This is a genomic window from Halomonas elongata DSM 2581, assembly GCF_000196875.2.
GTDB lineage: Bacteria > Pseudomonadota > Gammaproteobacteria > Pseudomonadales > Halomonadaceae > Halomonas > Halomonas elongata.
Map to the genome: position 1 here is coordinate 2,107,401 of NC_014532.2, position 21,231 is coordinate 2,128,631.

Here is a 21,231-nt window from a genome sequence, read left to right on the forward strand (position 1 = left end):
AGAATCACATCAATATAGAATAAAAAAGGTGGCGCTCATATAGCCAGCCACCTTATCCCTATCCTTAATTCACGCATCTGTTTTCCGGCATGCTCCTAGATGCACAGCGCCCCTGCCTCCCTAGGATAAGGCGGAAAGAACACTCCATCACCTCGAGCAGGATGGTGACCATTTCCCAGCTCGATAAGAGGCTCTGGATCAAGGCGAGCCGACTGGCAACTACAACCGATGATGGGTCAAGCAAGCCCCCTCACCCCGGAACCTTGCAGTTAAACATTCGTGGTCCATTGTGAGTGCGTCGTCCCCGATGTGATCATTGCCGTGGCGAGAGCCGACGGCATACACTGCCCAAAGAACACAATGACGCCAAGATTGCCGCCATGCTCGACATACCCACGACCAAACGCGTGGCGCTCGAACCGCAAACCGGTGAAGCCCTGCGTACTGCCTGCAGCTACGCTTCAGATCCTACCCATGCCGCGATGGAGTTGGCCGCCTCCCTCCGACATGCGCACCTGAGTGCCGTATTGTTTTTCTGCAGCACCGAATATCCACTGGAAGCACTCGGCGAGGCATTGCAGAACGTCTTCAGCGATGTGCCGGTAAGTGGCTGCACCACAGCCGGCGAGATCACGCCACATGGCTACAGCCGTGGCGGGATCGTGGCGATCGGCTTCGACCGACGCCATTGTGCTGTCTCCCAGGCGCTGATCGACGATCTGGAACATTTCGACTTGATCCGCGCTCAACGCCTTACCGACACTCTGCTCAATGACTGCCGCCAGCAGGCGGTGGCGCCAACCGGCGGCCACAGTTTCGCGCTTACCTTGCTCGATGGTCTCTCGAGCAACGAAGAGCAGGTATTGGCGACACTGGATGCAGCCTTGGGCAGCATCCCCAGCTTTGGAGGCTCCGCCGGCGACGATAATCGATTGGCACATACGCACGTCTTTCATCGAGGGCGCTTCCATGATCAGGCGGCAGTGGTGGTGATGATCAATACCGCACTGCCATTCGAGGTGTTCAGTACCCATCACCTGCGCCCGCGCCACGAGAAGCTGGTAGTGACACGTGCCGACTGCAGCCAGCGTACCGTCTGTGAGCTCAACGCCGCACCAGCGGCTGAAGAATACGCCCGCCTGGTGGGGTGCGACATCAGGGATCTCGGCGAGTCGGTCTTTGCTCGTCACCCTCTGGCCGTGCGGATCGGCGACGCCTATTACGTACGCTCCATCCAGCGGGTCAATCCCGACGACAGCCTGACCTTCTTCTGTGCCGTGGAGAATGGCATCGTGCTCACCGCGATGCAGCCGGCACCGCTCCTTGACGATCTGAATGCCGTATTCGATGGATTGACCGAGCGCTTGGGACCACCAACGCTGATCATCGGCTGCGACTGTTTCCTGCGTCGATTGGAAATCGAGGCACTGGACGAGTTGGCAGAGGCGTCACAGCTACTGAGCCGACAGAAAGTGGTCGGCTTCAATACCTACGGGGAACAGCACCATGGCATGCACATCAACCAGACCTTCACCGGGGTGGCTATTGGACACCCCCGGTCGCCAGGTGGAGTCTGAGCCGGCGGCTACCCCACGGGAAAGCGAGCTGCTCGCCGAAAACGACCGGTTACGACGCATCTGCAATGCGCTGATCGAACGCGTCGAATCGAGCGGAGCGGCAAGCGGCGCCCCCTATACCGCCTTCGAACATACGGTACTGCTCGCCGAACAGGTTCGCGAGCGCACCGAGACGCTGCACCACACCCTCGACGAACTCGGCCAGGTCAACACTCAACTACGCGATGAGATCAGCAGTCGGGTGAACATTGAAGAGCGCCTGCGCGAGGCCAAGCAAGACGCCGAGACGGCCAACTTGTCGAAGACCAAGTTTCTGGCTGCAGTCAGTCATGACCTGTTACAGCCTCTCAACGCCGCACGCCTGTTCACCAGTGCATTGGCCGACCATGAAGTACCCGAGGCATCGCGCACCCTGGTCGGCCAGATCAGCCGCTCGCTCAAGGACGTCGAGACACTCCTGGGCACGCTGGTCGACATCTCTCGCCTCGACGCCGGAGTACTCAAACCCGATATCGCCCCCTTCGCTGCCGGCGAGCTGCTCGATGCACTAGCGGAGGAATATCACCAGGTCGCGGCGTCCCAAGGCCTGACACTGCACTATGTACCTTGCAATGTGGTAATCGACTCCGATCTGCAGCTGCTGGCACGGGTAGTGCGCAACTTCCTCACCAACGCCATCCGTTACACCCGGCACGGCCGTGTGCTGCTGGGCTGCCGGCGACGTCCGCAGGGACTCGAAATCATTGTCGGCGATACCGGCCCGGGCATCGATGCCGGTCAACGCGAGGCGATCTTCCAGGAATTCCGCCGCGCCGATACCCGCGATGAAGGCCGGGAGCGAGGCCTGGGCCTGGGTCTGGCGATCGTCGACCGCATCGCTACCATGCTTTCTCATCCGCTGACACTGCACTCGGTGCCGGGGCACGGTTCATCGTTCTCGGTGCTGGTACCCTATGGCCAGTTGGCGGCAGAGCCAGTGACGCGGGCCCCGTCCGGAACACTGCCCGTCGACGAACGATTGGCAGGCATACGAGTGTGGGTGATCGACAACGACCCGACGATACTCGACGGCATGCAAGCGCTGCTCGGGGGATGGGGATGCCAAGTAGTCACCGCTGTGTCGCTCGACGCGTTAAGTCGAGCGACCGAAGATCAGGACGCCATTGGAGCGGATCTCTTGATTGTTGACTACCACCTGGACCAGCCGGGACCCAACGGCCTGAGTGTGGCACAGAAGCTATGCGAGACGTGGCCGTCGCTGTCGGTTCTGTTGGTCACCGCCAACCACGACGCAGCCATCACGGCTCGCTCCAGGGAACTGGGATATGGCTGCCTGCTCAAACCGGTCAAACCACTACGGCTGAAGATGCAGTTGCTCAACCTGCTCGAGCGTTGAGCCATCATGCCCTCCTATCCCAGCTCCCCTACTTCCTTCCGGGCCCCGTTCCGCGCCGGCACGATGATCCATGCTGATTCTTGGACATGCCGTGCAGATCCAACCTCATCTCTGTGCCAGTCCTCGCCCGCCAGCTATCTAATGAAAGAGCCCTGTCTCAGGGCCTAGTCTTTTCACCGCCATCAACGCGGCTGACGCATCGGTTGGGAGTGAAAAGCAAGGTCGTGCTCTCGGGCAGCGAGGATCGCCTGAATTCGGCTGTTGACACCAAGTTTATTAAGGATCGCCGATACATGAGTCTTGACGGTGGTTTCGGCAATGTTCAACTCACGAGCGATCTGTTTGTTGGAGTCACCGCAGGTCATGCGTTCAAGCACCTGCAGTTGCTTGGCAGTGAGCTGTGCCAGTGCTGAGCTCTCGAGATCGGCGGCCGGCTCGCAGCGTGAGGAGGCAACCGGGGTGGGTGGGCGGCGCAGGATGTCCGCCGGCAGATACATCTGTCCCTCGAGCACTTGCTGCAAGGCGGCTATCAAATCGTCACGTGGCGTCGACTTGGGGATGTAGCCCACAGCCCCCAGCCGAATAGCCTCAAGAACGGTCTCCCGGCCCTGTTCGGCGGAGATGATCGCGACCGGCAGCCCGGGCAAGGCCTCACGCAACTGCTGCAGTCCGGCCAGTTCTTGGGCATCGGGTAGCCCAAGATCAAGCAACAGCAAGTCCAGCTCGTCATGGCTTTCTGCCTGACGAACCGCTGCGGCCAGACTGTCGGCCTCCAGTACACGACTGCCTGGCAGAGCGGCGGCAATCGCTCCAACCATGGCATCGCGAAACATTGGGTGGTCGTCGGCAACCAGCAGAGTGTGCATCGCTCGGGCTTCCTCATCCGGCCTCCTACTGAAGGAGGAGGCTCTCTCCTGCCACGGAAGTATGTCGTATTACCGGAACGTGACCAAGACTCTCTGTGGCGATACCCACAATGATAACGTTCATTACAGGAGCACAACCATGATCTACGCCAATCCCGGTACGCCCGATGCCCTGATCAATTTCGACGCGCGTTACGGCAACTATATCGGGGGCGAGTTCGTGCCGCCGGTGCAGGGGCGTTATTTCGACAACGTCAGCCCGGTCAACGGCGAGGTGATCTGCGAGATCCCCCGTTCCGGTGCCGAGGACATCGAGCTTGCCCTCGACGCGGCCCACGCCGCCGCTCCCGACTGGGGACGAACCTCCGCCACCGAACGTGCCAACCTGCTGCTGAAGATCGCCCAGCGCATCGAGGATAACCTCGAGATGCTTGCCGTCGCCGAAACCTGGGACAACGGCAAGGCGGTGCGCGAGACGCTCAACGCCGATCTTCCCCTGGCCGTCGACCACTTCCGCTATTTCGCCGGCTGCATTCGCGCCCAGGAAGGCACGGCGGCCGATATCGACGCCAACACCGTGGCCTATCACTTCCATGAGCCGCTGGGAGTGGTGGGACAGATCATTCCCTGGAACTTTCCACTGCTGATGGCCACCTGGAAGCTGGCCCCGGCGCTGGCCGCCGGCAACTGCGTGGTCCTCAAGCCCGCCGAACAGACTCCGGCCTCGATCCTCGTGCTGATGAAATTGATCGGCGACCTGCTGCCTGCCGGCGTGGTCAATGTGGTCAACGGCTATGGCGCCGAGGCCGGCGAGGCACTGGCGACCAGCAAGCGCATCGCCAAGATCGCCTTCACCGGCTCCACGCCGGTGGGCTCGCACATCCTCAAATGCGCCGCCGCCAATATCATTCCTTCCACCGTGGAGCTGGGCGGCAAGTCGCCCAACATCTACTTCGCCGACATCATGCAGGCCGAGCCCGAGTTCATCGACAAGGCAGTCGAGGGGCTGGTGCTGGCTTTCCTCAATCAGGGCGAGGTGTGTACCTGCCCGAGCCGGGCGCTGATCCAGGAGTCGATGTACGACGACTTCATGGCCCGGGTGGTCGAGCGCACCAAGGCGATCAAGCGCGGCAATCCGCTGGATACTGACGTCCAGGTCGGTGCCCAGGCCTCCCAGGAGCAGTTCGACAAGATCATGTCCTACATGGATGTCGCCCGCGAGGAAGGCGCCGAGTTCCTTACCGGCGGTGACCGCGAAAGCTTCGATCCCGCCTACGACAAGGGCTATTACATCCAGCCGACCTTGCTCAAGGGGCACAACAAGATGCGTGTCTTCCAGGAGGAAATCTTCGGCCCGGTGGTCGGGGTGACGACCTTCAAGGACGAAGCCGAGGCGCTGGCCATCGCCAACGATACCGAGTTCGGCCTGGGGGCCGGGGTGTGGAGTCGCGACATCAACGTGGCCTTCCGCATGGGACGCGGCATCCAGGCCGGCCGGGTTTGGACCAACTGCTACCACCAGTATCCGGCACATGCCGCCTTCGGGGGCTACAAGAAGTCCGGCGTCGGTCGCGAGACCCACAAGATGGCCCTTGAGCACTATCAGCAGACCAAGAACCTGCTGGTCAGCTACGACACCAATCCGCTCGGTTTCTTCTGAGACAACGGCCTCACACCCCCAAAGCCTGCCGGGGCTGGCCAAGGATCATAGTCGATCGGTGCCAGGCCTGGCGGGCCCCGCCCCTGACAGCAGAGGAGACACACAGTGGACAGCACAATGAAATCCGCCGTCGTTCGGACCTTCCGCGAACCGCTGGTCATCGAGGAAGTCCCGGTACCGCGTCCCGGCCCTGGCGAGATTCTGGTCAAAGTCGCCGCTTCAGGCGTCTGCCATACCGATCTTCACGCAGCCCGTGGCGATTGGCCGGTGAAGCCGGAACCGCCTTTCATTCCCGGCCACGAAGGTGTCGGTCACGTGGTCGCCGTAGGTAGAGGGGTCCAGCACGTCAAGGAAGGAGATCGGGTCGGGGTACCCTGGCTATACTCTACCTGCGGGCACTGCGAGCACTGCCTCGGTGGTTGGGAGACGTTGTGCGAATCTCAGCAGAATACTGGATATTCGGTCAACGGTGGCTTTGCCGAATATACCCTGGCCCAAGCAGACTACGTCGGGAAGCTGCCCGACAACGTCGGCTTCGTCGAGATCGCCCCAGTGCTGTGTGCTGGAGTCACCGTCTATAAAGGCCTGAAAATGACCGACACCCGACCGGGGCAATGGGTGGTGATTTCCGGTATCGGTGGCTTGGGCCACATGGCAGTGCAGTACGCCCGGGCTATGGGATTGAATGTCGCCGCAGTTGACGTCGACGATGCCAAGCTCGCACTCGCCGAGCGGCTGGGGGCAACGATCACCGTCAACGCCATGCAAACCGACCCCGCCCGTTACCTCAAGCAGACGATCGGCGGCGCTCATGGGGCACTCGTCACTGCGGTATCGCCCAAAGCCTTCGAGCAGGCGCTGGGCATGATCCGTCGTGGCGGCACCGTGGCTCTCAACGGCCTGCCGCCGGGCGATTTCCCCCTGCCGATCTTTGACATGGTGCTCAATGGTATCACTGTGCGTGGTTCGATCGTCGGTACCCGGCTCGATCTCCAGGAGGCGCTGGACTTCGCCGGTGAAGGGAAGGTCCAGGCCACGGTGAAAACCGAAAAACTTGAAAATATCAATACGGTGTTCGACCAAATGACTCAGGGACACATCGAGGGACGCATCGTTCTCGACCTGGCAGGCTAAACCCTCCGGCGGAAACACTTCTGATCCGCCACATTGCCACCCATCGGGCAAGACATTTCCTGATGGGTGGTACTTTTTTGCCGATGGCGATTGGCACCAAGGCGATCGCTTGCGAGGAATGCCAGCACCAGGGAACACCCTCCCTCGACCATGCAACCCTACTCAGGCCGATACCCCACCTCGATATGCGTCTGCCCCGACAGCCGATAGATCGCAACATGCTCATGCAATGCTAGTGCCTTCATCCAGCGTCGAAAGTCGGATGGCGTGATATCTTCCGGCATACCTTTGGCAAAGGTGACGTCATCCTCAGCCGCCCGATATAACGTGAATCCGTCCAACCGATCTTGATAGAAGGCTGCGACGTCCTCTACGGCATCGGAGGTAGTCATCATGACGACAGGCACCGCTTCATCTCCAAGCGGTTCATCATCAAGACCAGGCATTCTGCTCATGTCCTGGTGGTGTGCCGTCAGTTCGTGGTTCGGATATAACGGGAGTGCCACCTTGTCCTGCGTAGCTTCGGCGTCCTGAGCCATGACGGCCTGAGCGTCCTCGAGGCCACGCATCGCCTCCTCGGGGGAAGAAGGGGAATGTGACGCGCCCTCGGCGTGGGTCTGGCACGACTGTAACTCGGCCTCCGATACGCCAGTGCGCTGTCGGGTCTGGCGACCGATGCAATCGCCAAAGGCGGCCATATGCTCTTGCTCTGCTGGGTAGAAGTGTTCCGCACAGGCTTGCACCACCTCCTCCGCGAGGCGTCCACATCGGGACGTCTCGACGCCCAGGCAGGAAGCCTGCTCCCCCTCCGCACAGGACTGTGTCAACTGTTCCCTGACTCGCTCGAGCCCCTGTTCACGGTCGATCGCGTAGGCGGGCACTGCCGTAATCACTCCAAATGCCAGGAGCAACAAGTATCTGCTTACCATCATGATTCAACACTCCTTATCGAGGCACCTCCCCGGACATGGAAGGCGATACAGGTGACAGCCACGAGAAAGTCCGTTCCAGAAAGGCACGGCCATGGCTCCGCTGCCAGACACCATGGGCCATGATGACTTTCTCGGGATCGTAAGCGAGCAGGCGGTGGATCGCGGCTCGCGCGACACTCCGGCGGATGGTGGACCACCGCACCTCGAGCGGGGCCTTCGGCGCCGCCTCGGTGATGCTCCACAGGCGGGCAATCAGCCGCTGCCACGGCGCCCAATGGCGCGCCAGGAAGTCACGGCTCAAGGCTTCGCTCAGATCGGCCAGCAGGACCGTACGAGATGGCCGATGGAAGAAGATCATCTCCTCAAGCAAGGGCGAACCGCGAAACTGGACGTGCTCGATGGTGCCACGCCAGGCAAGCGGTGGCATGTCGTCCAGGACGCCATCGAAGCGCAGGTCACGGCATTTCCGGACCGTTGACGGCAAGCCCCAAAGCTTGGCTGCCGGAAAGGCCACCCGCCATTCCTCCAGACCTAGATGATGAAGCTTGTTGGGGCTGACCAGATGCGCCACCGGCCCCAACCCCGACACCTCGGCCATCAGTTCGTCATCCAAGGGAATGGGCGACCATACCCATAACGTTCCATCTGGCAGGCGCACGATCACGCTGCGAGTGGGATAGGGAAATCCGTAAAAACTGACAATGGGGCCGTCCACTATCCAGATACCGTCGTCTACCTGTTCCAGCCGAGCCGCTCGAGGCATCGCTATTCTCCGCGTTTTCGGTATGAGGCATTCGGCCGCCAACTGTCCCATGGGGCGCGGCAGGCTTATCGGGACGGTCAAGGCGGTATCCAGCCTCCTCTGACCTCCAACCGTCATACCGTGTCAAACATGACCGTCGACAACGACTAACAACTCAGCGGTGGAATCACCCAAGGAGCGGATTCTATGAGGCCGCTGAGCGTCGAAATGCAGCGCATCCCCAGTATTGAGCGTGACACGTTCCGTCATGAAGTCGATTTCCACCTGCCCACGATGCACAAACAGGAACTCTTCACCCATGTGTTCCTTGAAAGCCGAATGGTTGAATTCGGTGTTCGGGTAGAGCATGAACGGAAGCAACTGATGTTCACTCACCCTTCTGGCCAACGACGCATAGGACAAACCGTCATTGTCATGGGTCAAGGTCCCGCGCTGCTCGGCACGCACGATGCTATAGCTCTGCTGTGTACCAGGCTCATCAGAGAACAGCTCCTCGACCTGGACGTTCAACGCCTTGGCCAATTTGAGCGCTGCGGCTATCGATGGGTTATTCAGCCCCCGTTCGACCTTCGACAGGTAGCTCTTGCTTAGCCCAGTCCCTTCCGCCAGAGCCTCCAATGTCACACCAAGTTTTTTCCTCAATAATTTCAATCGCATAGACGTCGCACTACCAAGCACTCTCAATTTCTGTTTGCGCATGACACATTGTGTCATATACGCTCCGATGTGTCATCAAGCTATAGCCTCACCTAGCAAGAAGCAGCACCTCGGCTTCACCACTCGCAGCGATAAGGACATGTTATGACGACCATGCAGACACCCAAAGATGAACTGGTCCGCAACGCTGAAAAGCAAATGAGGACCGGCCTCAGTGATAATACCTGGACCGACACCCAAAAACTGGCCTTGACCTGCCGGATCCTCTTCGACGGTGGGCACGACTCGGGACTCGCCGGCCAGATCACGGCTCGCGGCCCCCAGCCTGGAACCTATTACACCCAACGTCTTGGATTGGGGTTCGACGAGATCAGCGCCAACAACCTGTTGCTGGTAGACGAAGACCTCAATGTCCTTGAAGGAAACGGCATTCCTAATCCAGCGAATCGCTTCCATAGCTGGGTTTATCGAGCTCGTAACGATGTGAACTGCATCATCCATACGCATCCATTGCATATTGCAGCCCTATCGATGCTCGAAGTGCCGCTGGCTGTGTCACACATGGATATATGCCCACTCTTTGAAGACTGCGCCTTTCTCGAGAGTTGGCCAGGCGTGCCAGTGGGCAACGAGGAAGGCGAGATCATCTCTGAGGCCTTGGGCGATAAGCGCGCCATCCTGCTGGCCCACCACGGACAGCTGTCCACCGGGCAGTCGATCGAGGAGGCCTGCGTTATCGCCATGTTGATTGAACGCGCCGCCAAGCTACAGCTCTTGGCGATGTCGGCTGGCGAGATCCGCTCCATCCCGCCAGAGCTGGGCCGCGAAGCCCACGACTGGATTTCAAAGCCCAAACGCCATGGCGCCGCTTTCAACTATTACGCACGCCGAGCCTTGCGTCAGCACAGTGATTGTTTGAGTTGATCTATCACGAAGCTCTTGCCCTCCACTTTTTCGAATCCAGAGGAACCCACGATGTCTGCACAGGCCATTCACGGTATCATCGGTTACACCATTACTCCCTTTGATGCAGAGGGGCATCTCGACTTACCGGCTCTCGGCCATTCTATCGAGCGGCTGATCGAAGGCGGCGTTCACGCAATCGCACCTCTAGGCAGTACCGGCGAAGGAGCCTACCTCACTGAACAGGAGTGGGAGGCCGTAGCGAAATTCACGCTGACTCAAGTCAATCAACGTGTTCCTACGATTGTCAGCGTCTCCGATCTGACCACCGCAGGTACACTACGCCGTGCCCGATTTGCCGAAGAGCACGGTGCCGATGCCGTCATGGTACTGCCGATCTCTTATTGGAAGCTCAGTGAAGAGGAGATCTTTGAGCATTACCGTGCTGTGGGCGATCAGCTCGGCATTCCCATCATGCTCTATAACAACCCCGGGACCAGCGGAATCGACATGTCCGTCGATCTGATCATGCGCATCGTCAACTCGGTGGACAACGTGACCATGGTTAAAGAGAGCACGGGGGATATTCAGCGAATGCATCAGTTGCATCTGCGTTCACAGGGACAACTGCCCTTCTACAACGGCTGTAATCCCTTGGCCCTGGAAGCGTTTGTTGCCGGAGCAAAGGGGTGGTGTACTGCTGCCCCCAATCTCATTCCAGAACTGAACTGCCAGCTGTACACGGCCACAAGCGAAGGGCAACTGGACAAGGCAAAAGCCCTATTTTACCGGCAGCTGCCCCTGTTGGACTTCATCCTGCGTGGTGGCCTGCCCAGCACGATAAAGGCTGGCCTGCGCCTGACGGGAATTGAAGCCGGAGCCCCGAGACGACCGTTGAGCGCACTGAATGCCGAGGAATGTCGTCAGCTACAAGGGATGCTCAATGACCTGCATTGAAAGGCGACCTGCATTAGGGCAGCACCAGCTGCCCAGCAGGCATCCGCGAGAAAGAAACTAACCTTCCTGACCACCCGACATGTTCCCCATGTGTCCCGCCCCGCGGGGCACTACTCTGTCCAACAGCCGATTAGAGTACCGTCCTGCTCCCTATCATACTTATTCCTATTGACAGTTTCTCAATATGCCACAACACGGAGACGCCCCCAAATCGAGAAGTGATCATCGGGGGCGAAACTTTGTGGGGAGCAAGAAATGCTTAATACACTCTAACTGCCCAAGCGGCAGAAGACATGCTAGGTCGTTTCAGCCTCAAAGGCTGACATATCAATACCGAGCCGCTGACGCAAGACAAGCGGGAGCATGCGTCTCGCCGAGATCCTATGAGATGGCATTTCGACGATTCGAGTCTCAATGCCATATAAAGCAACGTACTCGGCATAGTTATCGAATGCTCGACGGTCGACATAATCGATGTAGGTTTCGGCTTCGATACCGTTGGCCAAAATCACCTCATGTTTCTCCGTCTCGATATGGTAATAAGTAACTAGTTCACCAAGTTCATCCCATGGCATATAGTCAATGGAGCCACCATTAACCAGCGCTGCAGCGTTAATCACCAGACCATCGACTACCAAACCATGACCAGCGGTGACCACCAAATCACGGTGCGGCTTGCCTTCACCTAGTGCTCTAGCCCGAATGCGTACCGGCTGGCGATCCGGAGCGGCCGTGGCATTGCTTACTGTATTGCGGCCAACCCACTTGATAGTGATGGTTTCGCCGCTGGCCGTCAGGATGCTATCGCCAATTGCCAACGTCTCAACGGCGACCTCACCTTCGGGGGTGTCAATTAGCGTGCCGGCAGCAAAACAGTGAACCGTATTGCCACTCGCTATCTTTTCTAGCATCTCTTGGATGTTAGACTGTTCTTCTTCGCTATCATATCTCCAGTTAAGAGAACGGTCGGCCAGATTACTAGCTATACTCTCTATTTTTCCCTGAACCTCAGCGCTCCGTGACTCATTTGCAATGTCTCCCGCCTTATCATATAACCTGGATAGCTGCATAACATTATCATAATCTGACTGGTAGTCCTGACCGTTAATACCACCATCAAATTCATTTACTTTATCTAGCCAATCATTTGGACTTCCAGGATTTTTCGGGTCTAAATCTTCAATTTTGATCACTTTCACACCCCAAACAAACGTTCGACTCAAGTAAGCGGCAGCCGCTCTCACCTTCATCCGACCGCTCCCAACAACTTCGCCTCGCGAATGCGATAAGCAAAGTTTTCCCTTGCCCCTTGGTCGGGCACTTCAATCGTAATAAAAAAAATAAGATTGTGAGGTCACAATGACCTCAAAATCGGACACACTGAAATCAAATCAAGACATCGCCCATATCCTCTGCTATGAGCGCATAGCTGATGCCTTTAACTTAGAACACAGGGAAGAAGGGTCTTATAAAACTTTGGATGTTTAGAGAATGCTTGCAACCATGCCGAACGAGATTGACTTATTGGTGACACCTGGGTTTAGCTCTCTTGAGATGGCTGGATTCTTATCTGCACTTAGTGTCGCAAATAAATACATGCTTAGCAATGGGCCTATAGAAGCCTACAGGTTCCGCATCATCTCTTATGAAGAAGGAATTGTCCCCTCTGATTCCGTCATGTGCGTATCGGCACAGAGCATAAACAATGCAGGGGAAGGATCCGACACCTTGGTTATTGCTGGGTCAAAGGATCACCATGAAAGCTTGCTCATTAACCCATATTCCTTTGGCTCCATAAAAACAACTTTTCCTAGAGCCAAACGAATAGCTGCATTGCTATCAGGAACCCCCTCGCCTACAAAGGAGTTTAATCTCCAAGAAAACAAGCCCAGCCAAACAAAAAACAACTTCGCCAACATTTCTTCTCATGTAGAGCTTGAATATGACTCACCCCAACTCAAGGAAGATAAGATATGGACATCTTACAGCCTGAGCTCAGCGATCGAAATTGCTTTAAAGCTTATCGCCATGGACTATGGCGATGACATGGCAAATAAAATAAAAAAATCAACTTCAATCTACAAGTATGACTTGGGTGGTATACCCCACAGTCCAGGCCGCGCCCTGGCCAGCGAAAAATCCACGAAAATCAGGGAAATACGAGAGCATATTGAGAGGAACCTTGATAAGGAACTAACAGTAGAAAATATTGCCAAGCGACATGCCATGAGCACCAGGAACCTAAACAGAATATTCAGTAAAGAAGTTGGCATTTCACCATCAATGTACATTGAGTTCCGCAGACTAGAAAAAGCTATCAACTTGATCATGGAAACAAATCTTCCTTTGAAAACCATTGCTTTCAAAAGCGGCTTCTCATCTAGCCAAAAAATGCGTAGATCATTTATCAAACATACCTCAATGACTCCTGGAAACTACCGGAAAAGTTATCATGCAGAAAACCAGCCTGACAAACCTCTCACTAACCCATTCGTGAGAGGTGAGCAATAAATGCATGTAGGTACATATATGGTAGATCGAGAATATGGTCAGTTACCCCTAAGAGGGAGCCTCACACGTGAACGGGTACGGTGAAGAGGCATCTTCGCCGCCTTGACAAGCATGGCGCAGACGAGCTCCAGGAATTGCGGGATTCCGACAGCAACATCTCGCCCCACCATGAGCCTGTATGGTGGGGACTTTAGGCCCGGATTCTCAATACTTTCTACAACATGGCCACACCCTCTGAGGATCTCTTTTCATCATCAGCATCAGCGCTGCATACAGGCAGACCAAACTCCTGAAATGCGGACCGAGCCGGCATACGATAATAGTTCCGACCGAGTAACTGATTGATGATGGTGGCATTGCGATACGCACCAAGCCCCAGATCGGGGGAGCCTACTCCATGTTGAAAGATCTCGGCATTCTGGATGAATACCCGTCCCGTTGATCCATCCCGACGGCGTGCGGTGAAGTCCGCCTCGACGATGGCATCCCCATGGGCATCGGTTTCCAGGATCGTCGACTTCAGCTCATCGAACCATTGCGGCCAGGCATGCCGGTAGCCTGTCGCCGCGACGATGGCATCACTCTCGACTGAAACGGTCTGATTCAGAGGCCCATGGCGCAGCGTGATCCGTAGCCTGTCCGAAGCCGTCTCCTCGACAGAAGTGACCTCGCAGTTCGCGGCCAGAGACAGGCCTGGGTCGCGCCCTCCGACCGAACGCTCGTACATCAGGTCAAAGACCTCGGCAATCGTCGAGAAGCTGATCCCCTTGTAGAGCAATCCTTGCCCCTCCACAATCTCGCGCCGCTTCTCGCGTGGAATGTCGTGGAAGTAACTCATGTATGCCGGAGTGAAGCACTCCTGCCCAAGTTTCGAATGCTCCATAGGATGGAAACCGGCTGAACGGGTAATCCAGCGCACCGCAGCACCGGCCTCGATCATTTCCGGGGTCAGCGCACGATAGAGCGCCAGAACACACTCGGCGGCACTCTGGCCCGAGCCCACCACCGTGACCTGACGGCATTTTGAAAGTTGCTCCTGCCAGTCGGCAAACATGGCTGAATGGATGAGGGGCGCCGACGTATGCGCTCTTGCCCATTGTGGAAGCCACGGAACCGTTCCGACTCCGATCGCAAGATGACGACTGCGGTAACGACGAAATTCTCCTGTAGTCAGCCGACTCTCAATGACGAAGGTATCAGAGCTTGCATCATGGCTTACGGAGGACACCTCCTCACCGAAACGGCAGGAAGAAAGCTGCCGGGATACCCACCGGCAGTAATGGTCATATTCTTCGCGCGGAATATGAAAGCTTTCATGGTAATAGAATTGGTAAAGCCGATCATGAACATGCAGATAATTGAGAAAACTCAGAGGGTTCGAGGGATCGGCCATGGTCACGAGGTCAGCCATAAAAGGGACCTGCAAAGTCGTACCCGGCAGCATCATGCCTTCATGCCAGCGAAAGTCGCCCTTTCGCTCCAGAAACAGGCTTCTGATACTCGAATGGGGAGCCAGCAGTGCCGCCAGCCCCAGGTTGAAGGGGCCAATGCCAACCCCTGCCAGGTCAAGTGGTTCTATATCCATCGTCCAGCTCCTTGTATGCATGCCCACAGCCAGAATTGCGACACGGCCGATTGCCGGTGAACTGACACTTCTCACCCCAGTCTCTCGACCGGAAAGTTTATTCCTCCAAGCAACCGGGCTGAGTGACCGGAGCCCGATCAAGCAACTGTGTGACGTCACCGGCATTGCGGCAGCGCGCCAGCAGTTGGGGCGATAACGTGACCGAGAATGCTTCTTCCAGCCGCGACGCGACGGTACGTAGGTGCTGTGGCCGCAAGCCGGCTTCGATGAAGTCGGAATGCGCTCCAAGGCCCGCGTCGGGAGCAAGCCCCAGTACATTGCGATAGATCGAGAGAACCTCGCCGGCTCGCGTCTCTTCCGTGACGGCCACTGCCGGCTGGTGTCCAGGTTCAGACTCAGCGCCGAGCAGCAGGCTGCGGGCATACCGGCGATCCGGCTTGCCGTTGGCTGAAAGCGGTATGCGGGGCACGGGCACAAAACGTGCCGGCACGTGTGACTGCGGCAAGTGCTGCCGCGCATGGTCGCGCAACTGGGCACTCGACAACTCGGCCCCATCTTCGGCAACGTAAATCACGCCAATGTTGCTGTCGCCCTGCCTCTCCTCGCCGTAGTTCACGGCCAGCACATGCCGAATGGCAGCATGGTGGAGCAATGCATTCTCGATATCTGGCAACGATACGCGCACACCGCGTATCTTGACGTAGCCATCGACACGGCTATCGAAGACGAGAACCCCATCACGACGAAACCGACCTCGATCGCCGGTGCGGAAGGCACGCACGCTATTACCTTTGTCATCCTGAATCGTCACGAAGTCGTTGTGCGTAAGACGTCCATTCTCGAGATAGCCAAGCGCGACATTGACACCGACCGTATGAATTCTCCCAGCCACCCCAACAGGACAATGCTCACCACGGTCGTCGAGCAGGAAATGGGCATTGCCGGGCAATGCTGTGCCATAAGGAATGGCGGCAACATCCTCGGCACCGATGTTGTACCAGATGCTCCAGATGGTTGTTTCAGTCGGCCCACCCAGGGAGACAAGGCGGGCCGCGGGAAGATATCGACGTAAATCGGCAATGACAGCCGGCTTGATGTAATCGCCACCTTGGGCAATCAGCCTCAGGCTCTGTAGTCCATTGCCCCGTCGACAGGAAAGCAGCATCTCGAGAATCGAAGGGACCGAGCACCACAGGGTGACACCATGCTGCTCGATCAGCCGATTCCAGCGCATTGCATCCTTCTCTTCTCCTGGCTCGGGAAGGACGAGGGTTGCCCCGGCAGCCAGGCTGCCCAGGATATCGAAAACCGACATGTCATGATGCAAGGGAGTGACGGAGATGAAGACATCGTCGGCCGTAACCTCCCATTCATCGAGCGTGCAGCCAATGACGTTCGCCGTGGCCCTGTTGGTCAAGACCACGCATTTCGGTTTCCCCGTGGTGCCCGACGTATAAAGATAGAAGGCTGGCTCCTCGCTCACAGACAGCGCTTCCCAGTCGAGGCACCCAATGAACGGCTCGGCAGCCAGGAGCTCTTGCGGCGATACGCTAGCCTGCCCTGTCTCCAGGCCCTCCGGCGCCACGACAAGACGCGGGAGGCAATTCGACAGTAGATAGTCGAGCCGGTCGGGTGGTGAAGCCGCGTCGATCGGCACCCATACCAGGCCCAGCAAGGCGCAGGCGAGTGTGACCGCTGTATGTTCCGGGCCACGATGCAGGCAGATGGCCACGACCTCGCCCTGCTTCAGCCCCCTCGCCTGCATGGCCGCCATGATACGACTCACCATGCCGCCCAGCTCGGAATAGCCGATATGACGATCACCGCTGATGATGGCCGTGCGGTGATTCCCCTCAGTAAGGATGTTGGCGGCGATCGACGGGAGAAACCGTCCGTGCTGCCGGTCCGCCTCGATGGCATTGAAATGATAGTGTCGAGTATCGATGATCGAGCGAGTCTCACACGTCAGGCAGCCCGCTGCTGATACGGCGTGAAAGGCCTTCTCCAGAGCCGTGAGAATATCGCTCACCATTTCGCCTTCCAGGGCTTCACAGGCGTAGTCGATGTCGAATACCAGGGCTCCCTCGGCATTGCAGGAGAAGCGGATATCCATGGCCACCTGGGGCGTCTGGGTCAGGCCTGTATGCAAGCGCATCGCACTGTCCTTGCCCGCCACTGGCCATGACAGGCCATTGGTGACGACAACAGGCAGGGTTGGCGCTACCCCCATCCGTTCGAACAGTTCCCGGGCGATATCGATACCGGAGTACGCCAGGTGTTCCAGCCCCTCGAGGATGTCATGCTGCAGGCTGGACGCCCGCTCTTCGAAGCCACCCTGCCCGGGTCTCCAGTGGACGGCAATGAAACTCGAGTGATTGGCATAGGATCCAGCATTCCCGGGCGCAACGGGGATCCCCGCGCAGAGGTCACCTTCGTCGAGCCAATGAGAGAGCACTTCGAAGACCAGTGCCATGATGACCGAGTTCTTGAACAACCCCTGGTGGGTACCGCTCTTCGACACTGCCCTGAAGACTTCGGGGGGTAACACACGGCTCTGACGCTCGAAACGGCTACTGGTGATCCGGTCGAGAGGACGGCGCCAGGGCAAACAAGGCGGAGCGGTCACGGGCGCGAGTTTCGCCTTCCAGTAAGCCATGTCATCTTCCCGCCGCGACTTGCCGTCCTCCTTGCCTCCAGCAACGGCTGGCCGAACGGGGCGCTCGCCCTCGAAGAGCTCTCGCATCAAGGCAGCAATGGACCAACCATCGAGGATCAAGGCATCGAAGCGCGTAAAGACGACCAGGTTATCCCCACCATCCTCCTCTGGCAGATGGAAGATGGTCACATTCCAGGGTGCAGCATGCTCAAGATCGAATAGCGCGTGCGTATAGCTGTCACGCCGGGCGTCGATATGCTGCAGAGCGTCCTGACGGGACATGCCACCGAGATCGATTTCTTCCAGGTTGAGGCGTGGTTCGTCGTCGACCCATTGGGTAAGCCGCCTGGCATCGATCCGGGTCCGCAACGCAGCATGTTGCCGTACCATATCGGCAAGGCGCTGGCGCAATACATCGGCAGCCAGTTGACCGCGGTACTCCCTGAACTCTTGCATGGCGACACCGCCAAGCGGCTGGCTCTTCCCTCTCCCCAGCAGGTAGGCCTGCTGCAATGAAGTCAGCGGCAATGCTTCCGAGCTTTCAGACTTACCCGTCATGACGACCTCTCCTTCGGTAACCACCCTGTTCCGGTGGAAGGATTCATCGAGTTTCCTTTCTCCGTCAGCAATCCCGCACACCAGGGAGGTAAACCGATTGAAAGCGGCGTTAACCCAGTGTTCGGGAAGCGCGTCCAGTCGGATGTCCCAATTGATGAGAATGCCGCCATCGACCGCAGCCACCTGAGCATCCAGCGCAACCTGCGGTCCTTGCGAGATGGTCCAGCCCATCGTTCCCAGGCTTCTCCGCACCCGCTCCGATAGCAGCTCGCCCTGGGGCAGATCCATGGCAGCGGTAAAGACGATGGGTGCAAGCTGAGGACTGCCATGGTGGCGAGACAGGTCTCGCATGACATTCACGCCGGCATAGGAAGAATGCGTCAACAAAGCGTTCAACTGCTCCGCGAGCCCTCGGCAAAGACCCGCCGGTGTATCCGCCTGATCGAGATCGACATCGAGAATCAACACATTCGAGAACTCTCCGACAGTTCGCTCGACGCCGGCGATGGTCGGTGCTCGCCAGAACATCGGGACATTGAGCCGAAAGCGCCGATCACCGGTCGACTGTCCCAGGCTGATCGCGAGCAATCCCAGCATCAATGCTGCCTGGGTCACCTGATGCTCACCAGCCAGCCGGCGCAGCGCCGCACGCTGCCCCGGCCCAAGCCAGCAAGCCAGACGTGTACTGCGAGGCTCCTCCGGAGGCATGTCATGAAGTGGCAGCGATGGCGCCGGAGATATTGATTCCAGTCGTCTGCTCCACCATTGGCGGTCCCGCTTGACCGCGACCCGATGATCGTCGCTGGCACGCATGCTGTCGTGCCATTCAAAGAAAGTCGGCGGTGACGCCACTTCCTTCTCAGGGTTCTCATAGAAACCCGCGAGATCCTCCATCAGCAGACAGAAGCTGGAAGGATCGATGGCAATCATGTCCGTATCCACATGCAGGCGCGTAGCCCCTTCGGGCAACAGACTGATGGAAAACCGGGCTGCCTGGCCATGCAACAGATCGAGCTTCTGGTGCGACCATTCATGCCGCTTGGATTCCAGCCGCTGCTCGACCTCCGAACGAGGCAGGTCGCGAAAATCGTCCACCTCCAGCAGCCCCCTAGGGCTGGCTCCACTCACCCTCTGCTGCCCTTCGGCAGTCACGCATAGCCTCAGCATCGGGTGAAGGCCGTATAGGCGCCCGAGCGCAGACCTCAAGCCCTCGACATCGACATGATGGCCATCCAGCTCGACATAGAGATGCGCTGCGACACCACCCATGAAGGCTGAATTGTGGCGGCCCGACCAACAGGCAGCCTGCATTGGAGTCAGTTCTCGCATCACTAAATCGCATTTGACAATCAAAATCATTTACATTTATAAACTCATTCACAGGGAGCCGTCAACGTCAACGTAGGCCTGCCGTCAGCGAGGCTGCTGGAAACACAACCGAATCTGCCAAAAGGGATCGACTCATGAGCGAGTACAAAGCGGTAGCTGCCGCCACCTTCAAGAGGCAGAACTGTTCCAGCAGCCACTCCTTTATGCGTCTAAGGAATAAAAGCGTGTCTTTCCTCCATGACACGCTTCTCGAGGAAAGGGGTAAGGACAAGGTCGACAAGCCATGCTCCAGCCCCAGCGCGAGTCATGACAGGCCTTCAACCAAGTACAGGAAGAGACAGGTTCAGAGCATCTGCCATGGAGTCCATGACCTGGCCTGATCTTGAAGGGAAAACTGACCTCTTCTGACTACACGGAGGCATGACCCCGTCATGTCGTAAGTACCTATCCAGAAGGAAGTAACAATGACCCTATCCATCGAGGACCACGGCAAGCTCGACGAATTCTGGGCCTACTGTGTGAAGAATCAGTATTTCAATATTGGATACCCGGAGTCCGCAGACTTCGACTACACCATCCTGGAGCGGTTCTTGAGATTTTCCCTCAACAACTGCGGCGACTGGTCGGAATATTGTAACTACCTTCTCAATTCCTTCAGCTTCGAAAAGGAAGTCATGGAGTACTTCGCCAACCTCTTCGCCATTCCTTTCGAAGAGAGCTGGGGCTATGTGACCAATGGGGGAACTGAAGGCAACATGTTCGGGTGCTACCTGGCAAGAGAAATATTTCCTGAAGGAACCCTTTATTTTTCCGGAGACACTCACTACTCCGTATCCAAGATAGCACGCCTTCTACGTATGAAGGCTAAAGCCATAAAATCAAAGCCTGATGGCGAGATAGACTACGATAACCTCATCAGCAGCATCTCTCTTGATGGCGAGAAGAACCCAATTATCTTCGCCAACATCGGCACAACCCTGAAGGGTGCTGTCGATGACATTTCCATCATACAGGAACGATTGAGCCAGGCCGGAATAGAGCGAGACAACTACTATATACATGCCGACGCGGCACTCAGCGGAATGATTCTCCCATTCACGGATAACCCACAGCCTTTCAGCTTTGCGGATGGCGTAGATTCGATTTCCGTTTCTGGCCACAAGATGATCGGATCCCCCATCCCCTGTGGGGTCGTCGTTGCTAAGCAGAGGCATGTTTCTCTTATCACCTCCAGAGTCGACTATATCCTGGCCGACGACAAGACGATCAGTGGTTCACGCAATGGACACACACCCTTGATGATGTGGACGGCAATGCGGAGCCACTCATTCTCCGATTGGCGAAACCGCATTACCCGCTGTCTGGACCTGGCCCAGCATGCCGTTGATTGCTTCCGTCAGAAAGGTATCAATGCCTGGCGACACAGAAACTCTATTACTGTCGTCTTTCCCAAACCGTCCGATGCATTATGCAAGAAACATTGCTTGGCTGCTTCCGGAGATATCGCCCACCTGATCACTACAGGCCACCATCATGACACCCATAAAATTGACACCTTGATCAGCGATATTGTGGCAGAAATTTGCCATCACCAGACCTCAGACGTGCAGGATAAAATCGAATCAACCAGCAATCATTCCTGGGCAGGAACTGCCTTCTGATCGACACTATTTTTTACGCAGACACATAGAGGCCACCCACCATGTTCAAAATGAAAACGAAACAACAACAGCAGAAACCGAAAAAA

Annotated in this window: 15 protein-coding genes; 8 read left to right on the forward strand and 7 right to left on the reverse strand. The window is 57.2% G+C overall.

The genetic code is table 11. The features are described from left to right. Positions 1 to 380 precede the first annotated feature (380 nt). Complete coding sequence (gene nosP, locus HELO_RS10015) at positions 381 to 1,577, forward strand: nitric oxide-sensing protein NosP (RefSeq protein ID WP_049786218.1); 1,197 nt, start codon at positions 381 to 383, stop codon at positions 1,575 to 1,577. After that, positions 1,507 to 2,973, forward strand: coding sequence for a hybrid sensor histidine kinase/response regulator (locus HELO_RS10020; RefSeq protein WP_013332571.1), 1,467 nt, complete (start codon positions 1,507 to 1,509; stop codon positions 2,971 to 2,973). Before nosP ends, HELO_RS10020 begins: the two co-directional genes overlap by 71 nt. Before the next feature lie 182 nt (positions 2,974 to 3,155). Here the strand turns inward: HELO_RS10020 and HELO_RS10025 are convergent, their stop codons facing one another. Continuing rightward, a complete protein-coding gene (locus tag HELO_RS10025; protein ID WP_013332572.1) occupies positions 3,156 to 3,839 on the reverse strand; it encodes a LuxR C-terminal-related transcriptional regulator in 684 nt (227 codons plus the stop codon). A gap of 139 nt (positions 3,840 to 3,978) precedes the next feature. On the opposite strand from HELO_RS10025, the gene exaC reads away from it, so the two are divergent. Together exaC and adhP are read left to right on the forward strand one after the other, a co-directional pair. Continuing rightward, complete coding sequence (exaC, locus tag HELO_RS10030) at positions 3,979 to 5,499, forward strand: acetaldehyde dehydrogenase ExaC (RefSeq protein ID WP_013332573.1); 1,521 nt, start codon at positions 3,979 to 3,981, stop codon at positions 5,497 to 5,499. A gap of 117 nt (positions 5,500 to 5,616) precedes the next feature. Further along, complete coding sequence (adhP, locus tag HELO_RS10035) at positions 5,617 to 6,633, forward strand: alcohol dehydrogenase AdhP (RefSeq protein WP_223248527.1); 1,017 nt, start codon at positions 5,617 to 5,619, stop codon at positions 6,631 to 6,633. 158 nt (positions 6,634 to 6,791) lie between these two features. Here the strand turns inward: adhP and HELO_RS10040 are convergent, their stop codons facing one another. From HELO_RS10040 to HELO_RS10050, 3 genes are all read right to left on the reverse strand, one after another. Continuing rightward, positions 6,792 to 7,565 carry a response regulator gene (locus HELO_RS10040; protein WP_013332575.1) on the reverse strand — a complete coding sequence of 258 codons (774 nt, stop codon included), beginning with the start codon at positions 7,563 to 7,565 and terminating at the stop codon, positions 6,792 to 6,794. A 13-nt stretch (positions 7,566 to 7,578) separates the two neighbouring features. Then, entirely contained in the window at positions 7,579 to 8,328 is a 750-nt protein-coding gene (locus HELO_RS10045) for a DUF4336 domain-containing protein (RefSeq protein ID WP_013332576.1), read from the reverse strand. 123 nt (positions 8,329 to 8,451) lie between these two features. Continuing rightward, positions 8,452 to 9,027 carry a helix-turn-helix domain-containing protein gene (locus HELO_RS10050; RefSeq protein WP_049786295.1) on the reverse strand — a complete coding sequence of 192 codons (576 nt, stop codon included), beginning with the start codon at positions 9,025 to 9,027 and terminating at the stop codon, positions 8,452 to 8,454. Positions 9,028 to 9,129: 102 nt separating this feature from the next. Here HELO_RS10050 and HELO_RS10055 point away from each other — a divergent pair, with 102 nt between their 5' ends. Next, a complete protein-coding gene (locus tag HELO_RS10055) occupies positions 9,130 to 9,909 on the forward strand; it encodes an aldolase (protein ID WP_013332578.1) in 780 nt (259 codons plus the stop codon). A gap of 51 nt (positions 9,910 to 9,960) precedes the next feature. Further along, positions 9,961 to 10,845: a dihydrodipicolinate synthase family protein gene (locus HELO_RS10060; RefSeq protein WP_013332579.1), complete on the forward strand. Its 885-nt coding sequence runs from the start codon at positions 9,961 to 9,963 to the stop codon at positions 10,843 to 10,845. 296 nt (positions 10,846 to 11,141) lie between these two features. On the opposite strand, the gene HELO_RS10065 is transcribed toward HELO_RS10060, so the two are convergent. Continuing rightward, entirely contained in the window at positions 11,142 to 12,095 is a 954-nt protein-coding gene (locus tag HELO_RS10065) for a Hint domain-containing protein (RefSeq protein ID WP_109637440.1), read from the reverse strand. A 241-nt stretch (positions 12,096 to 12,336) separates the two neighbouring features. Here HELO_RS10065 and HELO_RS10070 point away from each other — a divergent pair, with 241 nt between their 5' ends. Next, the gene (locus tag HELO_RS10070) at positions 12,337 to 13,356 is read left to right on the forward strand and encodes a GlxA family transcriptional regulator (RefSeq protein WP_109637442.1); all 1,020 of its coding nucleotides are present in this window, start codon (positions 12,337 to 12,339) and stop codon (positions 13,354 to 13,356) included. A gap of 214 nt (positions 13,357 to 13,570) precedes the next feature. Here the strand turns inward: HELO_RS10070 and basC are convergent, their stop codons facing one another. Both basC and HELO_RS10080 read right to left on the reverse strand, forming a co-directional pair. Further along, a complete protein-coding gene (basC, locus tag HELO_RS10075; protein WP_013332580.1) occupies positions 13,571 to 14,941 on the reverse strand; it encodes a putative histamine N-monooxygenase in 1,371 nt (456 codons plus the stop codon). Between the two features lie 97 nt (positions 14,942 to 15,038). Then, positions 15,039 to 19,484 carry an amino acid adenylation domain-containing protein gene (locus HELO_RS10080; protein ID WP_041602525.1) on the reverse strand — a complete coding sequence of 1,482 codons (4,446 nt, stop codon included), beginning with the start codon at positions 19,482 to 19,484 and terminating at the stop codon, positions 15,039 to 15,041. A gap of 464 nt (positions 19,485 to 19,948) precedes the next feature. On the opposite strand from HELO_RS10080, the gene HELO_RS10090 reads away from it, so the two are divergent. After that, positions 19,949 to 21,145 carry a histidine decarboxylase gene (locus HELO_RS10090; protein WP_013332582.1) on the forward strand — a complete coding sequence of 399 codons (1,197 nt, stop codon included), beginning with the start codon at positions 19,949 to 19,951 and terminating at the stop codon, positions 21,143 to 21,145. Positions 21,146 to 21,231 lie beyond the last annotated feature (86 nt).